Origin of the sequence: Bacillus cereus group sp. RP29 (assembly GCF_040459765.1) — a bacterium.
GTDB classification, from domain to species: Bacteria; Bacillota; Bacilli; order Bacillales; family Bacillaceae_G; genus Bacillus_A; species Bacillus_A paranthracis.
Map to the genome: position 1 here is coordinate 3,889,080 of NZ_JARVHN010000001.1, position 21,854 is coordinate 3,910,933.

Sequence of the window (21,854 nt, forward strand, 5' to 3'; positions counted from 1 at the left end):
TTCATTTGCATGTTTAAGAATTTATCATCACATACGTAAGCTTCATACATTTCACTAGAAAATATATTAAACCTATATAAATAGTATACAGCAAAATCATGTTGAAGAAAGTATGTTTTGAAATATAATAGCGAATATATTCTGACAGTTTTATTCCTCTTTAACTAACTTCTTATAAATCCAGTCATTTGTCAAGGAAAGAGACTCACAATTCACGTATCCTTTACATTTTTATATAAACAAAAAAGAAAGAGGCTCCCCCCTTTCTTTATTTCGCAAACACTCCCGAAACAATACCCATAATTTTTTGGACAACTTCTTCAATTGATAAAGAAGTTGTATCTAATTCCAATGCATCATCAGCTTTTTTTAGAGGAGAAACTTCGCGTTCTGAATCTAATTTATCACGCTGAGCAATTTCTTCTTTTAATTGCTCTAAATTAGAATCGAAACCTTTATTCATATTTTCTAAATGTCTTCTTTCTGCTCTTTCTTCAACAGAAGCAAGCATAAAGATCTTCACTTCAGCATCTGGTAACACATGTGTACCAATATCACGACCATCCATTACAACGCCGCCTTTTTCCGCTAACTCTTGTTGACGGCGTACCATTTCTTCACGAACAAGGCGATGTTTCGCCACAATCGATACTCGATTCGTTACCTCAGGTGTACGAATTACTTCAGAAACATCTTGTCCATTTAAAAATACAAGTTGTGTATTTTCTCCTTGCTGAAACTCGATTTTCACATTTTTTACAACTTCCATTAACTGCTCTTCATTTTCAATATCCACTTTTTGCTCAAGGGCTGCGTATGTAATCGTACGATACATTGCGCCTGTATCAATATAAACGTAAGAAAGCTTCTTCGCTACAACTTTCGCAACTGTACTTTTTCCAGCAGCTGCTGGACCATCTATAGCAATTGAAATTCGTTTATCCATTGTAACACCTCATTTTTTCACTTATAAAACAAAACGAAAAGCAGGTATTCTCCTGCTTCTTCTCATTTGCTTCACGTCATTAAATCCTCAATTATTGTAGCATAATCCTTCATAGAAGAAAATGAAAACTACCTATTCACCTGTAAGATTTCTGCTTTGTTTTTTACCATGACACCTTCATAATAAACAATTTTAGATAAATATTTCACTGATGACTTATGTATAAATAACAATTGCACAACAGAAAGACAAATGAATTGTATTATTAATATACGAATAAGCATTCTCTCCATCTTTTTCAACGTAATGGCTCCCTCCTATACTGTATTTGCACATTTCGTTTCGTAATTTTATACATCGTACATATAGCATTTCATTTTATTGTCATTTTCGAGGCATACTTTTATACATTTCCATTGTCGAATTTACTCAAAACATGTTATGTTCTAAATGTATTTTTTTACTTGAAAGGGGTATAAGCATTGAAAAGAATCCTAGTTTTACACACAGGTGGAACAATTGCAATGGAGGAAGATAAAGAAACTGGGGTCGTACAACCAGGTGAAAAAAATCCTCTTTTAAAATTCATTCCTGATTTAGAAGGCGATGTTGATTTAATCGTTGAAGATGTGTTTCATCTACCATCTCCTCATATGACACCGAGCGAAATGTTACAATTACAAGTCATCATTGATGAAAGAGTAAAACAAGACAACATTCATGGCGTAGTCATTACGCATGGTACGGATACATTAGAAGAAACGGCCTATTTCTTAGATTTAACAGTACAAGCAACTATTCCGATCGTTGTAACAGGCGCAATGCGCTCTAGCAATGAATTAGGTGCTGATGGTCTATATAACTTCTTATCAGCTGTAAAAGTCGCTAGCAGTAGTGAAGCTGCCGAAAAAGGCGTTTTAGTCGTATTAAACGACGAAATTCATTGCGCTACAAACGTAACGAAAACACATACAAGTAATGTAGCAACATTCCAAAGTCCACAGTATGGACCAATCGGTATGGTAACAAAACGTGGTGTTGTATTCCACCATGCTTTAGTACATCACGAAACATATTCAGTAAATAAGGTTTCTAAAAATGTAGTCGTTCTAAAAGCGTACGCTGGTATGGACGATACATTGTTAGCAGCAATTGAAAATCTTCCAGTAGACGGGATTGTTATTGAAGCGCTTGGACAAGGTAATTTACCTCCAAGAACACTTCCTAGTCTAGAACGGCTAATAAATAAAGGAATTCCTGTCGTATTAGTTTCTCGCTGTTTCAATGGGATCGTTCAAGATGTATATTCATATGAAGGTGGCGGCAAACAATTAAAAGATATGGGTATTGTATTCACATACGGTTTAAACGCTCAAAAAGCACGTATTAAATTATTAGTTGCATTAGAGAATACAACTTCTCATGAAGCAATCCAAAACATGTTTATGCACGATTAAAAAAGAAGCTGTCGAAGTTTATTCCGACAGCTTCTTTTTATATTTCTCTTGTTGCAATGGTTTGCGCAATCGCATCCCCATGAAATCGACCGTTCTCAATAAATATTTCATTTGCATTATTTCCAGCAGCAATTACACCTGCAATGAAAATATTTGCAGCGTTCGTTTCCATCGTATCCTCTGCATAAATTGGACGTCCTGTCGCTTCATCAATCCGAACACCCATCTTTGTTAAGAAACTATGATCAGGATGGTAACCAGTCATCGCAAATACAAAATCATTTTGGATTGTATATGCTTCGCCATCAACTGTATACGTTAATGTATGTTCAGTAATTTCTTTCACATGAGCCCCGAAATGCATGTGAATTGTACCATTTCGAACTAACGCCTCAAACTCTGGCAAAATCCAAGGCTTTATGCTTGGTGAATACTCACTTCCGCGATATAGTACCGTTACACGCGCACCAGCTTTCACAAGCTCTAACGCGGCATCTACACTCGAGTTTTTCCCACCTATAACTACTACATCTCGATCAAAATAAGGATGTCCTTCTTTAAAATAGTGAGCTACCTTCTTCAATTCCTCACCTGGAACGTTCATATAATTTGGATTGTCATAATATCCAGTTGCTACAACAATATATTTCGCTATATACATTTCTTTACTTCCGTCACGCTTTGTCGTTTCAACCTGAAAAACTTCTCCATCTTTTTGAACTTTCTCTACTCGTTCAAAAGCATTTACACGTACAGATTTACGCTTTACTACTTCACGATAATACGCAAGCGCTTGATTTCGAACAGGCTTACGATTTTCTGTAATAAAAGCTACATCACCAATTTCTAACTTTTCACTAGAAGAGAAAAATGTTTGATGGGTTGGATAATTATAAATCGCATTTACAATGTTTCCTTTTTCAATTACTAACGGATTTATCCCTACCTTTTGCAACGAAATTGCTGCTGCTAATCCGCACGGACCGCCTCCAATTATGATAGCTGTTTCTTTCTGCATACTCGGTTCACTCCTAGTCTTCTACCAATACACTATTTATAAAAACAAGAAAAAACCTACTTACAGCAGTAGGCACCTATCTTTATTGTATTCATTTTTCATATATTTGTCATCTAAACGAAACGTACATCCGATAGACATCTGCTAAAAACTGCTGAAATTTAATACCTTGTTTCCCTAAAACATTTTCAGGATCAATCTTTCTGGCTGGATCAAGTGTTTTATGTGATACGATATCTTTTTTCGGATTCAAGCCGAAGTTTTGACATAAATACGCATGATACCACGTAAAACGTGTATATGCTTCCCAAAAATTAACATCACCGCCATAACAAAGCTCCACTCCAATGGCAGCCTTATTGGCATCATACCCATATAAGTCATTATCTGTCGGCACACCATATCGAACATGATAAGCAACTTCATTTATAGGAATAATTTCTAGTATTGTTTTGTCATCTATAAATGTATGTGCCGAAGCTTTCGGTTGTATTTCATTAAAATAATCCCGATTCCCAATCGCATTGCTACCAGGATTCCCCGTATCATGGCTTACAATAAACCTTACTTTAGAAAGAGGAATTCCCGGCCGTGAACTTCCATATCCAATATAGTTACGCTCTATAGGAAACATCGCCATTACTACCAACTCCCGCTTCAGAAGATTACCTTACTTCTTTATATATGTATTCGGTAGCAATGTCCTTATAGCATATTTCTTACGCGAAGAGAAAATCGAAAATATTTGATGTGAACACCATAAATAATAAAATACTTACAGCAACTCCATAAAAACCGTAAAACCAAACACAATCTTCTTTCGTATCTAAACCGAAAAATTTATTTACTGATTGTAATAATGTGCCGCGCTTACTTTGTTTGTTTCTTAATACTTCCACTCGTTCTACAACATCCGCTGGCATCATAAATCTTTGGTCTACTGTCATTTTCATCATTTATCTCTCCTTAAAATCATTTCCGTTTTGTTTATCTAAGGAGAGTATAGCACGTTTGTTCGCATAGAACAAGCGTTCTTTTCGTTTTTATTTTATTTTTCAGCAAATCCAGTAAGAATCGTGATTACAAAGGCGATAATTGGCCCTACTACAACCGCACCAAATATTAAAAACAGTAGCCCTTCCCCGAACACCCGAACAATACTTGTCTTTTTGGCTTTCGTCGTTCTTGCAAGTTCTCCCTCTAACCTCTTAACCTTTTCTTCTAATTGTTCTACCCGTTCCATCATTTCATTTCCCATTTACAACACCTCACTCTAATACTTCAACAAAAAAAACGTGATTCCCTCGAAAGGAATCACGTTTTCTCACAATATAATATTATACCCAACCTCTGAAGCGACTTGCTTCAGCCATTTTACGAACACCGACCATATACGCTGCTAAGCGCATATTCACTTTACGAACTTGTGCTGTTTCATAAATAGAATCAAATGATCTTACCATTACTTTTTCTAAACGTTGTTCTACTTCTTCTTCAGTCCAGTAGTAACCTTGGTTATTTTGTACCCACTCAAAGTAAGATACTGTTACCCCACCAGCACTCGCTAATACGTCTGGAACAAGTAAAATTCCGCGATCTGTTAAAATTTTAGTTGCTTCTAATGTTGTTGGACCATTTGCAGCTTCAACAACGATTTTTGCTTTAATATCATTAGCATTTTCTTCTGTAATTTGGTTCTCAATTGCAGCTGGAACTAAAATGTCGCAATCAAGTTCTAACAATTCTTTGTTTGAAATTGTATTATTAAATAGTTTTGTTACTGTACCGAAGCTATCACGACGGTCTAATAAATAATCAATATCTAATCCGTTTGGATCATGTAATGCGCCGTAAGCATCTGAGATCGCAATAACTTTCGCACCTGCATCATGCATAAATTTAGCTAAGAAGCTACCAGCATTACCGAATCCTTGAACAACAACGCGTGCACCTTTAATATCAATGTCGCGTTTTTTTGCAGCTTCGCGAATACAAATTGTAACACCTTTCGCTGTTGCTGTTTCACGTCCATGTGATCCACCTAATACAAGTGGCTTACCTGTAATAAATCCTGGTGAATTAAATTCGTCAATACGGCTATACTCATCCATCATCCATGCCATAATTTGAGAGTTTGTGAATACATCTGGAGCTGGAATATCTTTCGTCGGTCCTACGATTTGGCTAATTGCTCGTACATAACCGCGGCTTAATCTTTCTAACTCACGGAATGACATTTCACGCGGGTCACAGATAATTCCACCTTTACCTCCGCCATATGGTAAATCAACAATACCACATTTTAAACTCATCCAAATTGAAAGTGCTTTCACTTCATTTTCTGTTACATTCGGATGGAAGCGAATTCCACCTTTCGTTGGACCAACAGCATCATTATGTTGTGCACGATATCCTGTAAATATTTTAACAGTCCCGTCATCCATACGAACTGGTATTTTCACTGTCATCATACGAACTGGTTCTTTTAATAATTCATATACTTCGTTTGGATAACCCAATTTTTCTAACGCTTCACTGATAACAATTTGTGTTGAATTCAATAGTTCAAAATGTTGTTCCCTTTGTTGTTGTGTTTTTGTTTGAGTTCCCTTTTCGGCTACCATAGTAAGTAAACCCCCTGTAATTTCACTTGTTTAGTAAACCTTCATTGCCTAGTATACACCGTTAAATTTGGAATGCAATAGAAAACGCTAACAAATATATACAAAGTATTTTCTTTTGCAAGCGTTTTCACTATCATTATAGTCCTTTTATCGCTTTTAGAAAAGTAAAATACTTAAATATTTAAATATTTTTTATTTTATTCATGTACAGTACTTTGAAAAAATACATTTAAGTAAGGTAAAAAACAAAACCTTAGCTATGTTACATTAGCTAAGGTTTTGTTTTTTCACAAAGTAATTGTGTATTTGTTCAATTGCTTGAGAAGCCATTAATTCTTTACCATACTCCATTAGACGATAAATAGTTGCTGTAGACGGATTACCATATTCCGCTAAAATAGCTATAAAATCTGCCTTCAGTAATTGTATTTGCTCCTCTTCTTCCATCCAAAGATAGAAACGCCCATCCCACGTATATAATTTTCCGCCAGTTACATCAAGGTTATATAAACGATTCGACAGGTTAATTACGTCATCTAGTGTAGCAAACTCATAAAGGATATGCTCGCTTTCATCTAGAGTCACTTGCATTTCAATAAACTCGTCACGGAACTCATCATCTGTATCCGCTTCTTGATGTTCTTTCGTTACAATTACGACCATTCCTTGTGCTTGTAGAGAAAATACTTCAACTGCAATCGGGCCATCCGCTTCAAATCCCAATTCTTTATTTGCTTCTTGCATCATATCACGAAATAATTGCTGTACTTTCGGTGCATTTCTCCACAAATCTTCTTTCGTTAATCCTCGTTCAGATAAATCATCAAATGTTAAGAAAATTTTTATCTTATTGTAATTTAATCGTTCCAGCCTCATCTCATACCCTCCCTACGCAACCAATGAATATAATTTTTATTATATGAAATAGAAAATAGATGGTTCTTTTCGAACAACTATTCTAACATTTTTAACCAATCATCCCATTCTTCTTTCGTGTCACCAATTAGGCTTGTTTGAATGTTCAACTGATCTCCAGCACCTATTTCTCCTATAACCCCAACAGAAAGGTTTTCACTTTTTTCTTGCAACAAATTCAAGTAGCTCGTTGCGTTCTTCAGTTCTCGTCCGTCATCAAAAGAGATTACTACATATTTAGGTCTTATTTGCTCAACAGCTAACGTAATACTATCTTCCGCTAAGCTTGCCCTAATATATATCACCTCATATCCTTTTAATCGTAAATACGTTGAGAAAACAAACCCTTTCAACATATTACTTTCTAACACAACAACTTTGTGTATAGAAGAAAACAATGATGCATTATGATATACCATCCCTAGACGCGTTTGTAAAAATGATACGACATATTGGAATTGCACCATTGTAACTTCATTATTATTTTTTAACGTTAACAATTTATTTGACACTTGAAGAACAATACTTGCGATAACTTTTTCTGTTGCATAAATACTAAAGGCCTCGTTTAACAATGCAGAAGTTGTAATTTCATCAAATTTTAACAAAGCTTGTAGTAAATCGTCCACTAAAACAACTTCTCTATCGTAATGTATTTCATTTTGAACACTATTCTGCAAACGATTCCCTTCTAATAATTGAACTGCTTGTCCAATCATCATGCCGGAAGAAACCTTGTCCATTAACCATTTCAAAATTTGAATATGCTCTTCTGTATATAATCGATGCCCCGCATGATTCCGCTTTGGGGCAATCATTTGATATCTTCTTTCCCATGCACGAAGCGTACTTGGTTGAACTCCAATTATTTTTGAAACAGCTTTTATGTTATATTTTCCGTTTAGAGTTGGCATCATTTCCCTCCGCATAACGTAATAATATGTGTTTGAGCAGGTGCTCGGAAGCGAAGTGGAATCAACGTTGTTCCATACCCATTACTAACAAAAAGAGTTATATTTGAATGCTTATATACGCCACCTTTTAAATATTTTTTAGATGGGAATAATCGAATCTGCCCTCCATGTGTATGTCCACTTAGCACAAGTGAAATTTGTTCTTTTCCAGACATTTTATTTATTATATCAGGGTTGTGGCTAATTAATATGCGAAAACCATCTTCTTTACAATCAGCCAACGCTAAATCTAAACGATCACGTTCCAAACCAACATCATCTACACCGAGCAAACAAATTTTCTCTCCTAATTCAGACTCAAATACAACTCTTGTATTATCTAAAACTTTTACATTATTTTCTAATAACAAAGCATCTAATTCATGATATTCAATTTCATAATCATTATTTCCCCATACAAAATATACAGGAGCTATCGCTCTTAGCTTTTGTATATTTGCAGAGATTTTCGATAAAGGGACACCTTTTTCCGCTAAATCACCACCAATAATTACAAGATCAACTCTTCCTTTTACTTGTTCAATTAACGAATTCGAAATGACCCTTCTATGAATATCAGATATAAAAAATACATTTACTTTTTGAAAACTTTTCGGAAATTCTTCAAATATTAAAGTATGTTCTAGCACCGTATTACGCATTGCTTCTGTATACATTACAAGAAGCATTATAATACCAATACAAACGAGAGTACTTAATAAGATAATCCATATCATATATTTTTACTCCCCTCCTCATAAAGATAATCCTCAGTTTTTATAGTAAGTATTTTACTAACTTTCTCGCTTTGTGGACTTATCTTTTATCGGAATTTTTAATTCTTGACCTACATTCACTTCATCTTTTTGTAAATCATTATACTTTTTAATCACTTCGATCCCAGTTTCATCTGAAAAATATTGCTTCGCTATACTTTCTAAAGTTTCTCCCTCTTTCACCGTATGCGTGACGACTTTCTCAGATGATGCCTCGGACTCAGATTTAGCTGAATCAAAAAAAATAACCTCAAATGCACTTTTTCCAGCGTTATTACTATCACTTTTCACCTGAATATATTTATCTGTATACCATAAGATGCTAATTGGTAGTAATATGAATAGAAATGTTAAAACTCGAACGAAAATATGATTCATTTTAAACTTTTGTTTTTTTTCTTTATTTCTATGAATTTCACTACGCGGCGGTAAACCTTCTTTTTCTTCCACTCGCTCAACTTCTAATTCCTCTTCAAAATCAGGAATTCGTCTTCTCATGTTGTTCACCACCACCTTCCATTTATTTTCTTAATTGGAGTCCCATTATAAAATCAACAAGAAAGTGTGCAAAGATTGTTATAAACAAATTTCCTGTCCATTCAAATACGTAACCAAAGACAAAACTAATGAAACAGACGAAACAAAACAAAAATGGCTTTTTTATATACCGAATATGTAACACTGCAAATACAAAACTCGCTATTACAATTCCAAAGTGCGTCTGCACTACACCTCTAAATAAAAATTCTTCTGCAAAGCCGATAATGAACGTAATAACGAGTAGATGCATAACTGACATCCCTTGAAACATCCTATCATTAATACCACCATCATCAAACCAAGACTCTGGAAATACTCGCATTGCAACATAATCTAATAACACAATACCAATCGCTAACAAGCCACCTATTATAAATATAGACACCGGTTCCCATTTCCACAGACTATACACCGATTTTATATCTCGGAATAGTATATATGCTAGTAAACAACCGATACCGATAATAATGAACTGTGTGATATACAGATTCAGCCTTATTTCTTTCGGACTCATATCTTCAATATTATGCCTTTGAATGTTCATCATTCCCCCATCTTTTCTAGACCGAAAAGCTTTTGTAACTCTGTTTCCCAATTATAGTCGAAATCCGATTGTTGCGCTTGTCTTTTTTTATAATCTGTTTTTGTAATATGACAATAGTCGCAGCAATTCTTTAACTCGCCCTCTTTTCTGTAATCGAACTGTTGTAGCAAATATTCACGTCTACATCCTTTCACTTGTATCCACGATTTCATATTTTCTAGCTCACTATATTTATTACGTAACCTTATTTCTACTTCAGCTATTAATCTGTTCATAATTTCATCTGACAAGCTCTCTAATATTAGTTTTCGTTGTTGTATGATTCCAAGCTGTTCAAGATGATAGCGGATGAAACGCCAATATTGTTCATTAAATCTTGCTGCATTATAACAAATTTCTTCTACCTCTTCTATTGGTAATTCTTTCGTTTGAAACATTCTTTCCTGTAGTAAAGAAAATAAAAATTGTATTTGTGACTGGCTTGGCAATTCATCTTCAATTATTGAAATTGGTAAATCGTGATCTAACGGACTACATAGTAAAATAGCTATACTTGGTTCACCATCTCTTCCAGCTCTTCCGATTTCTTGTAAATAAGAAGTTATATTAGTCGGATAGTGAAAATGAATAATATATCTCGTGTTCGATTTATTTACTCCCATACCAAAAGCACTTGTACATATTACAAGCTGTAATTGGTCATTCATAAACTGCTGTTGAATTAACATACGCTCTTCATGTTCCATACCACCATGATAGAAAGCGACACCAGTAACGCCTTTTCCTCTTAAATATTCCGTTAAACGTTCTGTCCACGCTCTGCTTGAACAATATACAATCCCCGGCCCTTGTAAATACATCACCTGGTCCAAAAGCGCCTCTTTCTTCTCTTCTATCGTCTCTACAAATTGTACTTCCATTGCTATATTTGGACGATCAATAGAGTATACATGCTGCGTCACATTCTCCAAATTCAAACTCTCTGCTATATCTCGGAGTACATCTTTCGTCGCTGTTGCAGTTAATGCTAGCACTGTAGGAGACCCAATATTCTTAATAACTACATTTAGTTTTTTATAATCTGGTCTAAAATCATAACCCCATTGCGAAATACAATGAGCTTCATCCACAACAAATAATGAAATATGAACTTTCTTCAATTCTCTTATTAACAATTCCGACTGCAACATCTCTGGTGATACAAAAATAAATTTATAAGAAGCTAATCTTTTCATCGCTTCTCTTTTTTCCTGTAATGTCCGAAAACTATTAAATGCTATCACTCGGTTTTTCACAACATATTTTAATTGTGTAACCTGATCTTCCATCAAAGATAATAATGGTGATACAACAAGTACTGTCCCTTCTTGCATGAGCCCGGGAAGTTGATAGCACATAGACTTCCCTCTTCCGGTCGGAAGCATCGCTATAACATCTTTTCCTTCCAATAAATCTGTAATTACCCCTTTTTGACCTGGACGAAATTCAGAATATCCAAACCACCTATATAAATATTCCTCAAGTTTCATTTATACCCTCCATCCGCGCCAATACAAGACGAACTTCAAAATAAGAGATATCCTCTCCAACCGCTTGTTTCAACTCACGCAGCTTACGTGTTTGTAATGCATCAATTACTTCTGTTACTTTATCTATTTTGTCTTTTTCCATAAACATCTCGATTGAAAAATCTCTTTCTCGCAAAGCAATTTCAACAAAATGATCTTCTATCGTTGCAACCTTTAGATTTCTAATTGTCGCTATTTCTTCTAATGAGCGCCCTTGCCTCCAAAAATTATATGTTTTTTTTGTTGATAAACTAAATAATTCAGCTCTCTCATTTGGATAAGAAATAATTTCAGCTAATAATGGAAATTCATTTTCATAATCGCGAACTTCTTGTATAAGGAAATGAATTGTACCCCAAAATAAAAAGTACACCCTGAAAACATCTCGTTTCGTAATTTCTGCTAACTGCTGCAATGTACAACCGATACGTTCATATCCTGTTAATCTATATGTTACAATCGTTGCTTCTACCACATCACATTTCCTTAAAAGAGTATATATTTCTTTCCATAATCTTTTTGCCAATTCACTACGCCTATACGGCATACCTGTTAAAAAGCGTTTCACCCAAACCATTATTTCTGTATCTTGTTGAATAGGAATAAACTTCGTATTATTCTGTTGTAAATTAGATATAGTTTGAATAATTAAAGATAATCTTTTCCAAAATGTTTCACCTAATTCACCATAGTGCAAACCATGTAAATGCGCTGGAAAAGCATACCCTTCCTCCCATGTATGTAACTGCATTTTACCTTTAGGTGTTAACAAATATGTATTTTCATGTATTTCTTGAATCAAATCTGCTTGCAACAACTTTGCAACTTCACGATCATATTCAGCTCTATTTAGCGATTTATATATTCCAAACAAAAAAGAAATTCGGAACATATTTCCATCTTGTAACGTTTGCGAAGAACGTTTTCCCTTTAATAAATAATAAATAGAAGAAACGGTCCTTTCACCATTCAATTGTTTTAAACAATACAATACAGTATATTGTAGTTGCATTACCGCTTCCACCTTTCAATCTAACTTAGTTACTCATTAAACTTATCATATGGGCAATATGTACTTGTATATATTCTATTGTACCAAACGAAATAACATTTACGTATTTTGAAAATCTTATGACATAATGCAGAAATTAGTTGACACTCTAATTGATAAGGATTATCATTATAATTTTATGTTGAAAAGTTTTAAAAACCGTTTTACAATAAGGTTATAATTTTTATGGCGAGCTTTTCACATACATATTATCAGGAGGGAAAAAAGATGGCAAAATATACAATCGTTGATAAAGATACTTGTATCGCATGTGGTGCTTGTGGCGCTGCTGCACCAGACATTTATGACTATGATGATGAAGGTATTGCATTCGTAACATTAGACGATAACCAAGGTATTGTTGAAATTCCAGATGTATTACTTGAAGATATGATGGATGCATTTGAAGGTTGTCCAACTGACTCAATTAAAGTTGCTGACGAATCATTCGACGGCGATGCTTTAAAGTTCGAATAGTCTTTTATTAACTTCAAAAAATACCCCTCATTTCTTTGAGGGGTATTTTTTGTTTTCTATTTTCATTCTCCTTATTAAAAAACCATTAGTAGTTACATACTACTAATGGTTTTATTTTATATTTTATGCATTTTTCATTTTTGCAAACACCCATACTTTCAGGCGTGAGAATAACGCTACAAATACAATTGTCACAACAATTCCTTTAATCAAATTAAATGGTAAGATTGCCGTTACAACCGTTGTCTTTATCGCTTCGCTAGACATAGCTGGTGAATTTAAAAACCAAGTGTAAGCTGGGAATATGATGATGTAATTTAATATGCTCATAATAAGAGCCATTGTAATTGTCCCTAGCATTAATCCTGTCGTTAAACTCTTAACAGTACGATACTTTCTAAATAAGAAAGCTGCTGGTCCAATAAATAAACATCCTGCAATAAAGTTAGCAATTTCTCCAACTGGTACTCCCGTTAAACTCCCTTGAATCCCGTAATGTAAAATATTCTTTATCGCTTCTACAATTATCCCTGCAACCGGCCCGAAAATAATTGCAGCAATTAGAGCTGGTACATCACTAAAATCAATTTTTAAAAATGGCGGAAGCCCTGGGAATGGGAAATCCAACATCATCAGTAAATATGCAATACTACTTAGCATCGCTACACTCACCATCTGCACTACACTGTTTTTTTGTTTCATCTTTCTCTCTCCTTTTCCATCGATCATCTCATGGAAAGTGGAAAGGTTCTGCTATGCCTACTTTTTCATAGAACGAAAAAACCCTTTGTGTTTTACACAAAGGGAGAATTTAAGGCACATCAAACAGACGTTCAAATACTTATCTTTTTTGAACGCTTGAACCTCCATCTTCTCCCATCCAGACTGTACTGTCGGCTTTGGAATCACACCAAATCCTGCCTTAACGGCTCGCGGGCTTAGAACAAAATCACATATAGTTCATCACCGCCGGTCGGGATTTTCACCCTGCCCCGAAGATAGACCGATATTCTATTTTCCACTTCATTATACAACAACATGATCGTATTGTGAACAAAAAAATCGTAACTTATTAAAAATAAGTTGTTGATTTTACATAATCAAAATCATTCATTATATTTTACAATACACTCCATATTTTTTAGTATTCGGCATTTCTCCTATGAATCCCCTAGTCATATATAATTAAAAGTGATAAGATGTTGAATTGTTAAGATAAGAACATTTTCTGGATTATGGAGGAAATGTCATGAAGAAAGAGAAGAGACACTCTATTCGAGAAACAATGAAAAAAAACTTAAGGAAAGAATACTTTTACTTAAAAAAAGAATTACTTTTCTACTGTCCAATTGATTTAGGCACATTCTCAAGCGAGACATACTATGCTGCTTTCGATGAAGATGGCATCAGTATTTATCAGTATGATAAAAAGACAGAAAGTAAATTAAAATTATGTGAGCGTCATCCGTGGAAGAGTTGGAATAAAGTGAAGGTGGATCATTATTTAACAACTTCACAATTTATTTTTCAAGGTGAGCGAAACTGGATATTATCCCTTTTCCAAAAAGGAAAAGAAGCTCAAAAAATAATCGAAGAGCATACATCTTTACAAACTGAAGTTGTTTCCCGCTCTTTCTTAAAAAAACTTCCTGGTTTCCGTTCTAATGCACCGTTGAATAAATACATCGGCAGCATTTGCTATACTGCACTCATTGCATTTTTATTAAAATGGATGATTCCATTTCAAGGACCACAAATCGCCCTGTACTCTATTTCAATCGGTTGTATGCTTCTTGGTTTACTTTGTTTGACAATTGGTTTAATTGAACCGACTATTGTACTATTTCGAACAAACGAAAAAACAAGAGCGAAAGTATTTTACTTATATAGCTACTTAGCTATTTCTGGATTTATATGTGTCTTTATTTTTTGGTAAAAAAGAGCTAGTTAAACTAGCTCTTTTTTTTACTTTACATATAATTGTTGATTTGGATAAATGAGCTCTTGTTGCAACCCATTTTTTTCTTGAATTTCCTTAACGGACATTCTAAATTTCCGTGCAATGCTAACTAGAGTATCACCTTTTTGGACAACGTATAACGATGAAGAAACTGTTTCATTTCTTTGTTCATGTAAAACAAGCAATGGATTCATCGCATTCTTTTTTGCCATCGTCCATCTTCCTTGATGAACTTCTAAATGTAAGTGTGCACCTCGGGATTCTCCTGTATTTCCTACTTCTCCAATTATTTCTCCTTTTGAAATATAATCCCCTTGAACTACATATCTCTTATTTAAATGTGCATACACAGCCTCATATTCTCCATGTTTAATAAATATAACGTTTCCATAACTACTTGAATAATAAGACTTTGTTACCTTCCCTTCTTGAATAGCTGACACAGGCGTGCCGATCGGTGCCGCTATATCTATACCGTAGTGTTTTCCGTGCCTTGTTCCAAAATAATCACTTATCTGTCCTTCAACAGGCCATGCCCATTGATTTCCCTCTGCGTACACATGTAATTGAGATAAAAACAGTACTGTCAATAACATGACGCCGTATTTTAAAGCTTTCATATACATCCTCCGTTTTCTAATTACGACCATACCTTCTCTATTTTGGTATATTACAGAAAAAAGTATACAAAAAAAGAAAGTGAATCACTCCACTTCCTTCTCTTTCTTATCACGAAAAACGATTGCACTGCGATTATACTCTACATCTTTTACTTGTAATCGAGCGTTTATTACTCTAGCCACTGCAAATAAATAGTCAGATAATCTATTGACATACTTTAGAACAACTGCATTTATTTCTCCTTCCTTTTGCAAGGACACAATACATCGTTCTGCTCGCCTTACAACTGTACGTGCAATATGAATAGCAGCTGCTGATTCGCTTCCACCTGGTAAAATAAAGCGCTCTAGCGGCGGTGCTTCTTCTATATATGAATCAATTCTACCTTCTAAGTTTTCGACCATTTCAATTTTTACTTTATAAGGAATTTTCTCACCTACTATCGCCAAGTCTCCCCCGCAATCAAATAGTTCATGTTGAATATTTTCAAGTTCATTGTAAATATCTCCGAAAACCCCGCCTTGTAGTTTAGTCATCGCATATCCAATATGAGAATTCGCCTCATCTATCGTGCCATATGCTTCCACTCGGATATTATCTTTATCCACTCTGCCACCTATTACACTTGTTGTCCCTTTATCTCCTGTTTTTGTATATAATTTCATTGCTTTACGACACCCCTCTCATCATTCTTCATTCGACTAAGTTAGAAAAAAAGTTCTACTATTATTTATTTAATTGATTTTACAAAAAAATAAACAACAGTAGAACTTTATTCATTATCAACTTTTAAAACGCATATTTAAATTATACGATTCGGTAAATATACAGAGAATGTAGTTCCCTCTCCAACAACACTTGAAACAGCAATTTTCCCATCATGGCCTTGCACAATATTTTTTGCAATCGCAAGCCCGAGTCCTGTTCCACCTTTTTTCCCACGTGTTCTTGCTTTATCAGCTTTATAGAAACGATCAAATAAAAATGGAATATCTTCTTCTGGAATACCAGCGCCCGAATCTTGTACTTCAAAAATAAGACCATTATTTTTCGTATCAATTACAAGCGTTACGTGTCCACCTGCGTTCGTATGACGTATTGCGTTATCAATTAAATTCGTCAATACTTGTTCCATACGATCTGCATCAAACGGGTATTGCTCAATTGGATTTTTGAAATCAACCGTTAACGCGACTTCTTTATCCTTTGCAATTCCTTGGAATTTACGACCTATTTTTTCAACGAAAGGATGAATATCAACTTCACCTATATGTAACTCTACATTACCACTTTCCATACGCGCTAAATCTAACAATTCATTTACAAGTTTCCCTAAACGAACGGATTCATCATAAATGATTTGAACAAACTCGTTAATTTCTTCTTTTGTTTGCACAATATCATCTAAAATTGCTTCACTATACCCTTGGAGCATGACCATCGGTGTACGAAGTTCATGTGATACGTTCGCAATAAAGTCTTGGCGCATTTTCTCAAGACGGCGTTCTTCCGTCATATCACGCAATACAGCTACAGCCCCACGAATTTTCGTTTGATTGTAAAGCGGCGTCATAAGAACTACATAGTTACCTTTTTGTAAATTAATTTCAACCACTTGTTGTTGTTCGCTTTCTACAACGAGATGGAATAGTTCAACAAGTTCAGAAGGTAGTTTTTTACTGAGCTCTATCTCTTTTTCTTCTTGCCAAACTTGTAAGAAATGTTCAGCCGGCGGATTGATTACAACGACTTCACCCTCTTGATTTAATGTAATAACCCCATCTGCCATACTACTTAAAATACTAGCTAACTGTTCTTTCTCTTGCTGCAGGGCATTCATATTAAACTTCAACTGTTTCCCCATTTGATTTAAGGCTGTTGCAAGCTCACCAATCTCGTCCTGGGATACCATAGGAGCTTTTGCATCAAACTTCCCACGCGACACCTCAAAAGCAACCTCACGCATTTTACGAAGTGGCGCTGTAATTCGAGTAGATAAGAAGAATGCAAAGAAAGTTGTTAATATAATCGCAATCCCTGCTGATAAGAATATAAAATCAGTCGTTCTTTCCATACCTTGTATCGGTACTTGTAAAGATTCGTATACAAACACTGCACTTTGATTTTTTGACTGCACTGGTTTTCCGACAATCATAATATCATTTTCAGTATTTTTATTCTTTCTACTATTAGAGGCTTTTCTAATGTTATTCTTAATTTCTTTTTTGTCTGTAAAAACAGCCGCTAATTCTTTATCTTCTTTCAAATCATCCATTGTAAGAGTGACTAATCCTTCTTGTTTCGGTGAAGAAGATATTTCTTTACCATCTTCTACAATAATGATCCTTGAAAGTGGGTCAGAGAATTTGTACGCGATATTCTCAATCGTTTTTACATCGGCACCTTCTTCAATTAACTCTGAAACACTTGTTGCAACTTTTTGAAGCCTAGCTTCACTCATATCTACATAATATGTTCTAAAAAACTGTGAAAGTAAAATCGCAACAAATCCAAGCACGAACGAAACGAGAAGTAATATGGTCATCCATAACTTCCCTACTACACTTCTCCAAAGCATCAGTCGTTCACAACCTCAAACTTGTAACCTACGCCCCAAACGGTAACAATCATCTTCGCAGCATCGGGTGATTTTTTACTTAACTTCTCACGTAAACGCTTTACATGCGTATCAACTGTACGTAAATCTCCGAAGAATTCATATTGCCATACTTCTTTTAGCAATTGCTCACGATCGAATACTTTATCAGGCGCTTTCGCTAAGAATAATAGTAATTCGTACTCTTTCGGTGTTAAGTTCACCTCATTACCATCTGCTGTAACACGGTGTGCATCATTATCAATTGTTAAATGAGGGAATACAGTAACATCTTTTGTCGTTGTATCTTGTGTAAAGAATGTTGTTGGTACAGAACGGCGTAAGACCGCTTTCACTCGAAGCACTACTTCACGTGGGCTAAATGGTTTCACAATATAATCATCGGTTCCTACCTCAAACCCTTGTACTCGATTTACTTCTTCACCTTTTGCTGTCAACATAATAATTGGCGTCGCTTTCTTCTCACGAACCCCTTTACATACTTCAATACCATCTTTACCAGGCATCATAAGATCTAATAGGATTAAATCATAATCATTTTGCAGCGCCATTTCTAAAGCTGTATCACCATTGTCTGCTTCTTCAATTGTGTATTGTTCTCTCTCTAAATACATTTTCAACAAACGACGAATACGATCCTCATCGTCTACAATTAAAATTCTTGATTCATTTTCCATTTCTACCCGTTGCGTACTTTTACCACAACGGTTCACACCTACCCTTCTATACTATTATGTTGCGCTATTCTCGTTTATTTAAGCAATCTTCTAAATGTTTCACTTCCCATATTATGCTTCACAAGAATAATAAAGTTTGTTCAATTTTTTTCCAAAACTATGTATTTTTTTTGAACAGTATATAATGTCCTCGACATCATTTTACAAAATCAACCGCTACTTTGTCATGTTTTTCTCAAAAAAGAAGAAAAGTTGACAAAAATAAAATAGGAAAGTGACATACACTCTCCTATTTTATTTCTCTATGCGTATGAATGTAAACCCGCGATAATTAAGTTTACTACAATAAAGTTAAACATAATGATTGCAAAACCAATTACCGCTAACCATGCTGACTTCTCTCCATGCCATCCTTTTGATAAACGTAAATGTAATACCGCCGCATAAAAGAGCCACGTTATAAGTGCCCAAACCTCTTTCGGATCCCAGCCCCAAAAACGTGTCCACGCTATTTGAGCCCAAATCATAGCGAAAATTAATGCACCCAATGTGAAAACTGGGAATCCAATTGCAATAGAACGATATCCTATTTCATCTAACAAATCGCTATTCGTATTTTTCACTAACGGCTGAAGTGCCGCTGATAATCGTTTACGTAAAATTAGCCTTAATACAATATAGAGTAACGTTCCGACTAACACTGACCAAATAACAGTATTTAATTTTTTCGCATTTACAATCGCCGGAACTTCAACTGTCGGCTCTAATTTATTTTCTGTCAGTAACTTCCCTTCATGCGGCCCCACTAAAGCCGGAAGATTGTATTTCATTTCCACTTGTTGTTCATTTTTATCAATCCATTGAAACTTTGCTTCATATTTCATACTAGAATATACCGTTGTTACTCCAATAAACCCAACTGTACAAACAAGTGTGAATACTACCGTCTCTAGCCAAAATGTACGTTTACTTTTCACTGATTGATCTACATTTTTCAATAAATACATAACGCCTGTAATAAAACTAATTGCTAAAATTGCTTGCCCTGCAGCCGCAGTCGTCACGTGAATATGTAACCAATTACTTTTTAAAGATGGAATAAGCGGTGATATTTCCCTCGGAAACATACTCGCGTAGGCAATTAATAAAAGCGCAACTGGTAATGCAAAGAGCCCAATTATACTTACGCGGTACATAAAATACATGACAATAAATGCTCCGACAAGCATCATGCCGAAAAACGTACCGAACTCAAAAAAGTTACTAACCGGTGCATGTCCTGATGCAATCCATCTTGTAACAAAATATACCGTTTGTGCAATAAACCCTAAAATTGTAATCGTTATTCCTACATTTGCCCATTTATGACCCTTTTCTTTAATTGCTCCCCCAAAAAATAGAGTGGCAATTAAATATAAAATAAATGCGGTAAAGAGAAAGTTACTACTTATTTGCACCATATCGTTTCCCCACCTTAACTAATTTTTTTATCGACTACTTTATCATTTGGTTGCGGAATTGCTGTACCTTCTAGTACTCTTTCAATATCTTTCTTTAAACCGAACCAGTTTTTATTCGTATGTCCTGCAATCCACCATTCATCATTAACGCGTTGTATCCAAATACGGCGATGATTCCAATACATTCCTTGAATGACACCAACCATAAATATAAACCCTCCAATACCGAGAATCCAAAGCGTTAAATCTTTTCTTACAGTAAGTGCTGTTGCATTTTGCATTTCCACACCTGCAAAGGACATTTTATATTTGTTATTCCCATCAGGTTCTATATTTTGCTGGATACCAACAAAACTCACTTCACCATCTGGTGTTTCAGGTGTAAACATTTTAAATACAAATGCAGGGTTGTTTGGTAATTTTGTTTTTGTATTTGGTCTTCCATTCTCATCAAAATAAAAATCAGGGAAATAGCTTAATAGTTCTAAAGAATAACCATTTCCTAAATCATATTTTTCTGCAGGGTTTGTTAAATCAACTTTAATCGGTCCCCACTTTTGATTATTTTCTTTATTTTGCAAGTTAAAGGACATACTTTTAAATTCATTTTCTTTATAATCCACTTGATACACTGCAAACTTATCAAATTTCAGTGGTTCATTCACTCGAATTTCCGCTTCTTTTACTTTTTCCAATTTCGGCTTTTGTCCTGCTATATTTTCCCCTACTGCTTTATACAATACAGCATTCGTTTGGAAGTTTTTCGCAATCATTTTATCACCTACACGGTCAATTGCTTCATCAAAAACCTCCTTGTCCTTACTTTTATCATAAACTTCCTTTATAAACTTCTCGTTTTTTAAATAGTATTGACCATCTGTCCCTGGTATTTCTTTCATTTCTCCATCACGTAACCAAATCGCTTCGTCTACGTACATACTTGGTAAAAAACGGAGCATCGCACCGAATAAAAAGATGATGAGACCGATATGATTCACATATGGACCCCAGCGTGAAAACCGTCCCTTTTCTGCCAAAATATTTCCGTCTTCCACTTTTACGTTATAGTTTCTTTTCTTTAAATTCTTTTGAACTCTTTCAAAATCACCATCTTGCGGTGTACCAGTACCGTATAATCTTTGTCTCTTTAAAAAGCTAGGGTGTCTTTTCACCCCTTGCTTCTTTAAAGCTTTATAAAGTGGAATGACACGATCTAAACTGCATATCACAAGTGAAATACCAATTGAAGCAATTAAAATCATATACCACCACGAACCGTATAAATTATTAAAGCCTAATTGATAGTATAATTGCCCTAAAAATCCGTATTCTTGCTTATAATATTCAGCTGGTGCAATTCCTGGAGTTATGTACATTTCTTGCGGAAAAATAGTCCCTATCGCCGATGCAGCTAAAGTGATTACAATGAGCCATACACCGACTTTTACAGAAGAGAAAAAGCTCCAAATTTTATCAATAATCGTTTTTGTTTGCGTGAGAGATCTCCGAGCACTCCCCTCATAGCGCATATCCAATAGTTTTATATTTTCATTGCTTTCAAATGGTTTCCCGCAAGCTTCACAAAAAACAGTTCCTATCGGATTCACATGTCCACATTCACATTTAATTTCTTTCAACACTCTCACCGCC

Annotated in this window: 24 protein-coding genes and 1 riboswitch; of the genes, 3 read left to right on the plus strand and 21 right to left on the minus strand. The window is 35.0% G+C overall.

The genetic code is table 11. The features are described 5' to 3' along the window. Positions 1–268: 268 nt before the first annotated feature. Positions 269–946: a (d)CMP kinase gene (gene cmk / locus QCI47_RS20560; protein WP_000361264.1), complete on the minus strand. Its 678-nt coding sequence runs from the start codon at positions 944–946 to the stop codon at positions 269–271. Positions 947–1,074: 128 nt separating this feature from the next. Further along, complete coding sequence (locus QCI47_RS20565) at positions 1,075–1,248, minus strand: YpfB family protein (RefSeq protein ID WP_000738061.1); 174 nt, start codon at positions 1,246–1,248, stop codon at positions 1,075–1,077. Positions 1,249–1,428: 180 nt separating this feature from the next. On the opposite strand from QCI47_RS20565, the gene ansA reads away from it, so the two are divergent. Continuing rightward, positions 1,429–2,403, plus strand: coding sequence for an asparaginase (gene ansA / locus QCI47_RS20570; protein ID WP_000822020.1), 975 nt, complete (start codon positions 1,429–1,431; stop codon positions 2,401–2,403). Positions 2,404–2,440: 37 nt separating this feature from the next. Here ansA and QCI47_RS20575 read toward each other — a convergent pair whose 3' ends face one another. The 12 genes from QCI47_RS20575 to QCI47_RS20630 form a co-directional block, all read right to left on the minus strand. Then, positions 2,441–3,421 carry a YpdA family putative bacillithiol disulfide reductase gene (locus QCI47_RS20575; RefSeq protein ID WP_001168493.1) on the minus strand — a complete coding sequence of 327 codons (981 nt, stop codon included), beginning with the start codon at positions 3,419–3,421 and terminating at the stop codon, positions 2,441–2,443. Between the two features lie 109 nt (positions 3,422–3,530). Next, positions 3,531–4,061, minus strand: coding sequence for a peptidoglycan recognition protein family protein (locus tag QCI47_RS20580; RefSeq protein WP_001240643.1), 531 nt, complete (start codon positions 4,059–4,061; stop codon positions 3,531–3,533). A gap of 79 nt (positions 4,062–4,140) precedes the next feature. Further along, complete coding sequence (locus QCI47_RS20585; protein WP_001983018.1) at positions 4,141–4,377, minus strand: DUF3961 domain-containing protein; 237 nt, start codon at positions 4,375–4,377, stop codon at positions 4,141–4,143. Between the two features lie 92 nt (positions 4,378–4,469). Continuing rightward, positions 4,470–4,679 carry a hypothetical protein gene (locus QCI47_RS20590; RefSeq protein ID WP_000526181.1) on the minus strand — a complete coding sequence of 70 codons (210 nt, stop codon included), beginning with the start codon at positions 4,677–4,679 and terminating at the stop codon, positions 4,470–4,472. Between the two features lie 79 nt (positions 4,680–4,758). Beyond that, complete coding sequence (gudB, locus tag QCI47_RS20595; protein ID WP_000225176.1) at positions 4,759–6,045, minus strand: NAD-specific glutamate dehydrogenase; 1,287 nt, start codon at positions 6,043–6,045, stop codon at positions 4,759–4,761. A 267-nt stretch (positions 6,046–6,312) separates the two neighbouring features. Then, a complete protein-coding gene (locus QCI47_RS20600; RefSeq protein ID WP_001235392.1) occupies positions 6,313–6,921 on the minus strand; it encodes a genetic competence negative regulator in 609 nt (202 codons plus the stop codon). A 77-nt stretch (positions 6,922–6,998) separates the two neighbouring features. Further along, positions 6,999–7,874: a MerR family transcriptional regulator gene (locus tag QCI47_RS20605; protein ID WP_309422595.1), complete on the minus strand. Its 876-nt coding sequence runs from the start codon at positions 7,872–7,874 to the stop codon at positions 6,999–7,001. After that, a complete protein-coding gene (locus QCI47_RS20610; protein ID WP_000637818.1) occupies positions 7,874–8,650 on the minus strand; it encodes a metallophosphoesterase in 777 nt (258 codons plus the stop codon). The genes QCI47_RS20605 and QCI47_RS20610 overlap by 1 nt, the downstream gene beginning before the upstream one ends. A 57-nt stretch (positions 8,651–8,707) precedes the next feature. Then, positions 8,708–9,187 (minus strand): LysM peptidoglycan-binding domain-containing protein, encoded by a 480-nt coding sequence (locus QCI47_RS20615; protein WP_001254345.1) that lies wholly within the window; start codon positions 9,185–9,187, stop codon positions 8,708–8,710. 22 nt (positions 9,188–9,209) lie between these two features. Then, positions 9,210–9,773 carry a CPBP family intramembrane glutamic endopeptidase gene (locus QCI47_RS20620; protein WP_061130497.1) on the minus strand — a complete coding sequence of 188 codons (564 nt, stop codon included), beginning with the start codon at positions 9,771–9,773 and terminating at the stop codon, positions 9,210–9,212. Continuing rightward, positions 9,773–11,302, minus strand: a complete 1,530-nt coding sequence (locus QCI47_RS20625) for a RecQ family ATP-dependent DNA helicase (RefSeq protein ID WP_353811940.1) — start codon at positions 11,300–11,302, stop codon at positions 9,773–9,775. The genes QCI47_RS20620 and QCI47_RS20625 overlap by 1 nt, the downstream gene beginning before the upstream one ends. Beyond that, a complete protein-coding gene (locus QCI47_RS20630; RefSeq protein ID WP_001176996.1) occupies positions 11,292–12,353 on the minus strand; it encodes a YpbB family protein in 1,062 nt (353 codons plus the stop codon). Before QCI47_RS20630 ends, QCI47_RS20625 begins: the two co-directional genes overlap by 11 nt. Before the next feature lie 267 nt (positions 12,354–12,620). On the opposite strand from QCI47_RS20630, the gene QCI47_RS20635 reads away from it, so the two are divergent. Continuing rightward, positions 12,621–12,869, plus strand: coding sequence for a ferredoxin (locus QCI47_RS20635; protein ID WP_001151996.1), 249 nt, complete (start codon positions 12,621–12,623; stop codon positions 12,867–12,869). Between the two features lie 123 nt (positions 12,870–12,992). On the opposite strand, the gene QCI47_RS20640 is transcribed toward QCI47_RS20635, so the two are convergent. Further along, positions 12,993–13,571 (minus strand): ECF transporter S component, encoded by a 579-nt coding sequence (locus QCI47_RS20640; RefSeq protein WP_061686127.1) that lies wholly within the window; start codon positions 13,569–13,571, stop codon positions 12,993–12,995. Positions 13,572–13,733: 162 nt separating this feature from the next. Beyond that, a riboswitch (FMN riboswitch) is annotated at positions 13,734–13,873 on the minus strand. 245 nt (positions 13,874–14,118) lie between these two features. Between QCI47_RS20640 and QCI47_RS20645 the strand changes: the two genes are divergently transcribed. Next, positions 14,119–14,805, plus strand: a complete 687-nt coding sequence (locus QCI47_RS20645; RefSeq protein ID WP_000711807.1) for a hypothetical protein — start codon at positions 14,119–14,121, stop codon at positions 14,803–14,805. A gap of 29 nt (positions 14,806–14,834) precedes the next feature. Here the strand turns inward: QCI47_RS20645 and QCI47_RS20650 are convergent, their stop codons facing one another. The 6 genes from QCI47_RS20650 to resB form a co-directional block, all read right to left on the minus strand. Next, a complete protein-coding gene (locus QCI47_RS20650) occupies positions 14,835–15,449 on the minus strand; it encodes a peptidoglycan DD-metalloendopeptidase family protein (protein WP_000645703.1) in 615 nt (204 codons plus the stop codon). A gap of 84 nt (positions 15,450–15,533) precedes the next feature. Then, on the minus strand, positions 15,534–16,115 hold the full coding sequence (locus tag QCI47_RS20655) for a cob(I)yrinic acid a,c-diamide adenosyltransferase (protein WP_076873271.1): 582 nt from the start codon (positions 16,113–16,115) through the stop codon (positions 15,534–15,536). 137 nt (positions 16,116–16,252) lie between these two features. Next, positions 16,253–18,028 carry a sensor histidine kinase ResE gene (gene resE / locus QCI47_RS20660; protein ID WP_000964682.1) on the minus strand — a complete coding sequence of 592 codons (1,776 nt, stop codon included), beginning with the start codon at positions 18,026–18,028 and terminating at the stop codon, positions 16,253–16,255. Then, positions 18,028–18,744, minus strand: coding sequence for a DNA-binding response regulator ResD (gene resD, locus QCI47_RS20665; protein ID WP_000426862.1), 717 nt, complete (start codon positions 18,742–18,744; stop codon positions 18,028–18,030). Before resD ends, resE begins: the two co-directional genes overlap by 1 nt. A gap of 302 nt (positions 18,745–19,046) precedes the next feature. Next, complete coding sequence (gene resC / locus QCI47_RS20670; protein WP_309422592.1) at positions 19,047–20,204, minus strand: cytochrome c biogenesis protein ResC; 1,158 nt, start codon at positions 20,202–20,204, stop codon at positions 19,047–19,049. A gap of 14 nt (positions 20,205–20,218) precedes the next feature. Further along, entirely contained in the window at positions 20,219–21,844 is a 1,626-nt protein-coding gene (gene resB / locus QCI47_RS20675) for a cytochrome c biogenesis protein ResB (RefSeq protein ID WP_000910527.1), read from the minus strand. Positions 21,845–21,854: the final 10 nt, after the last annotated feature.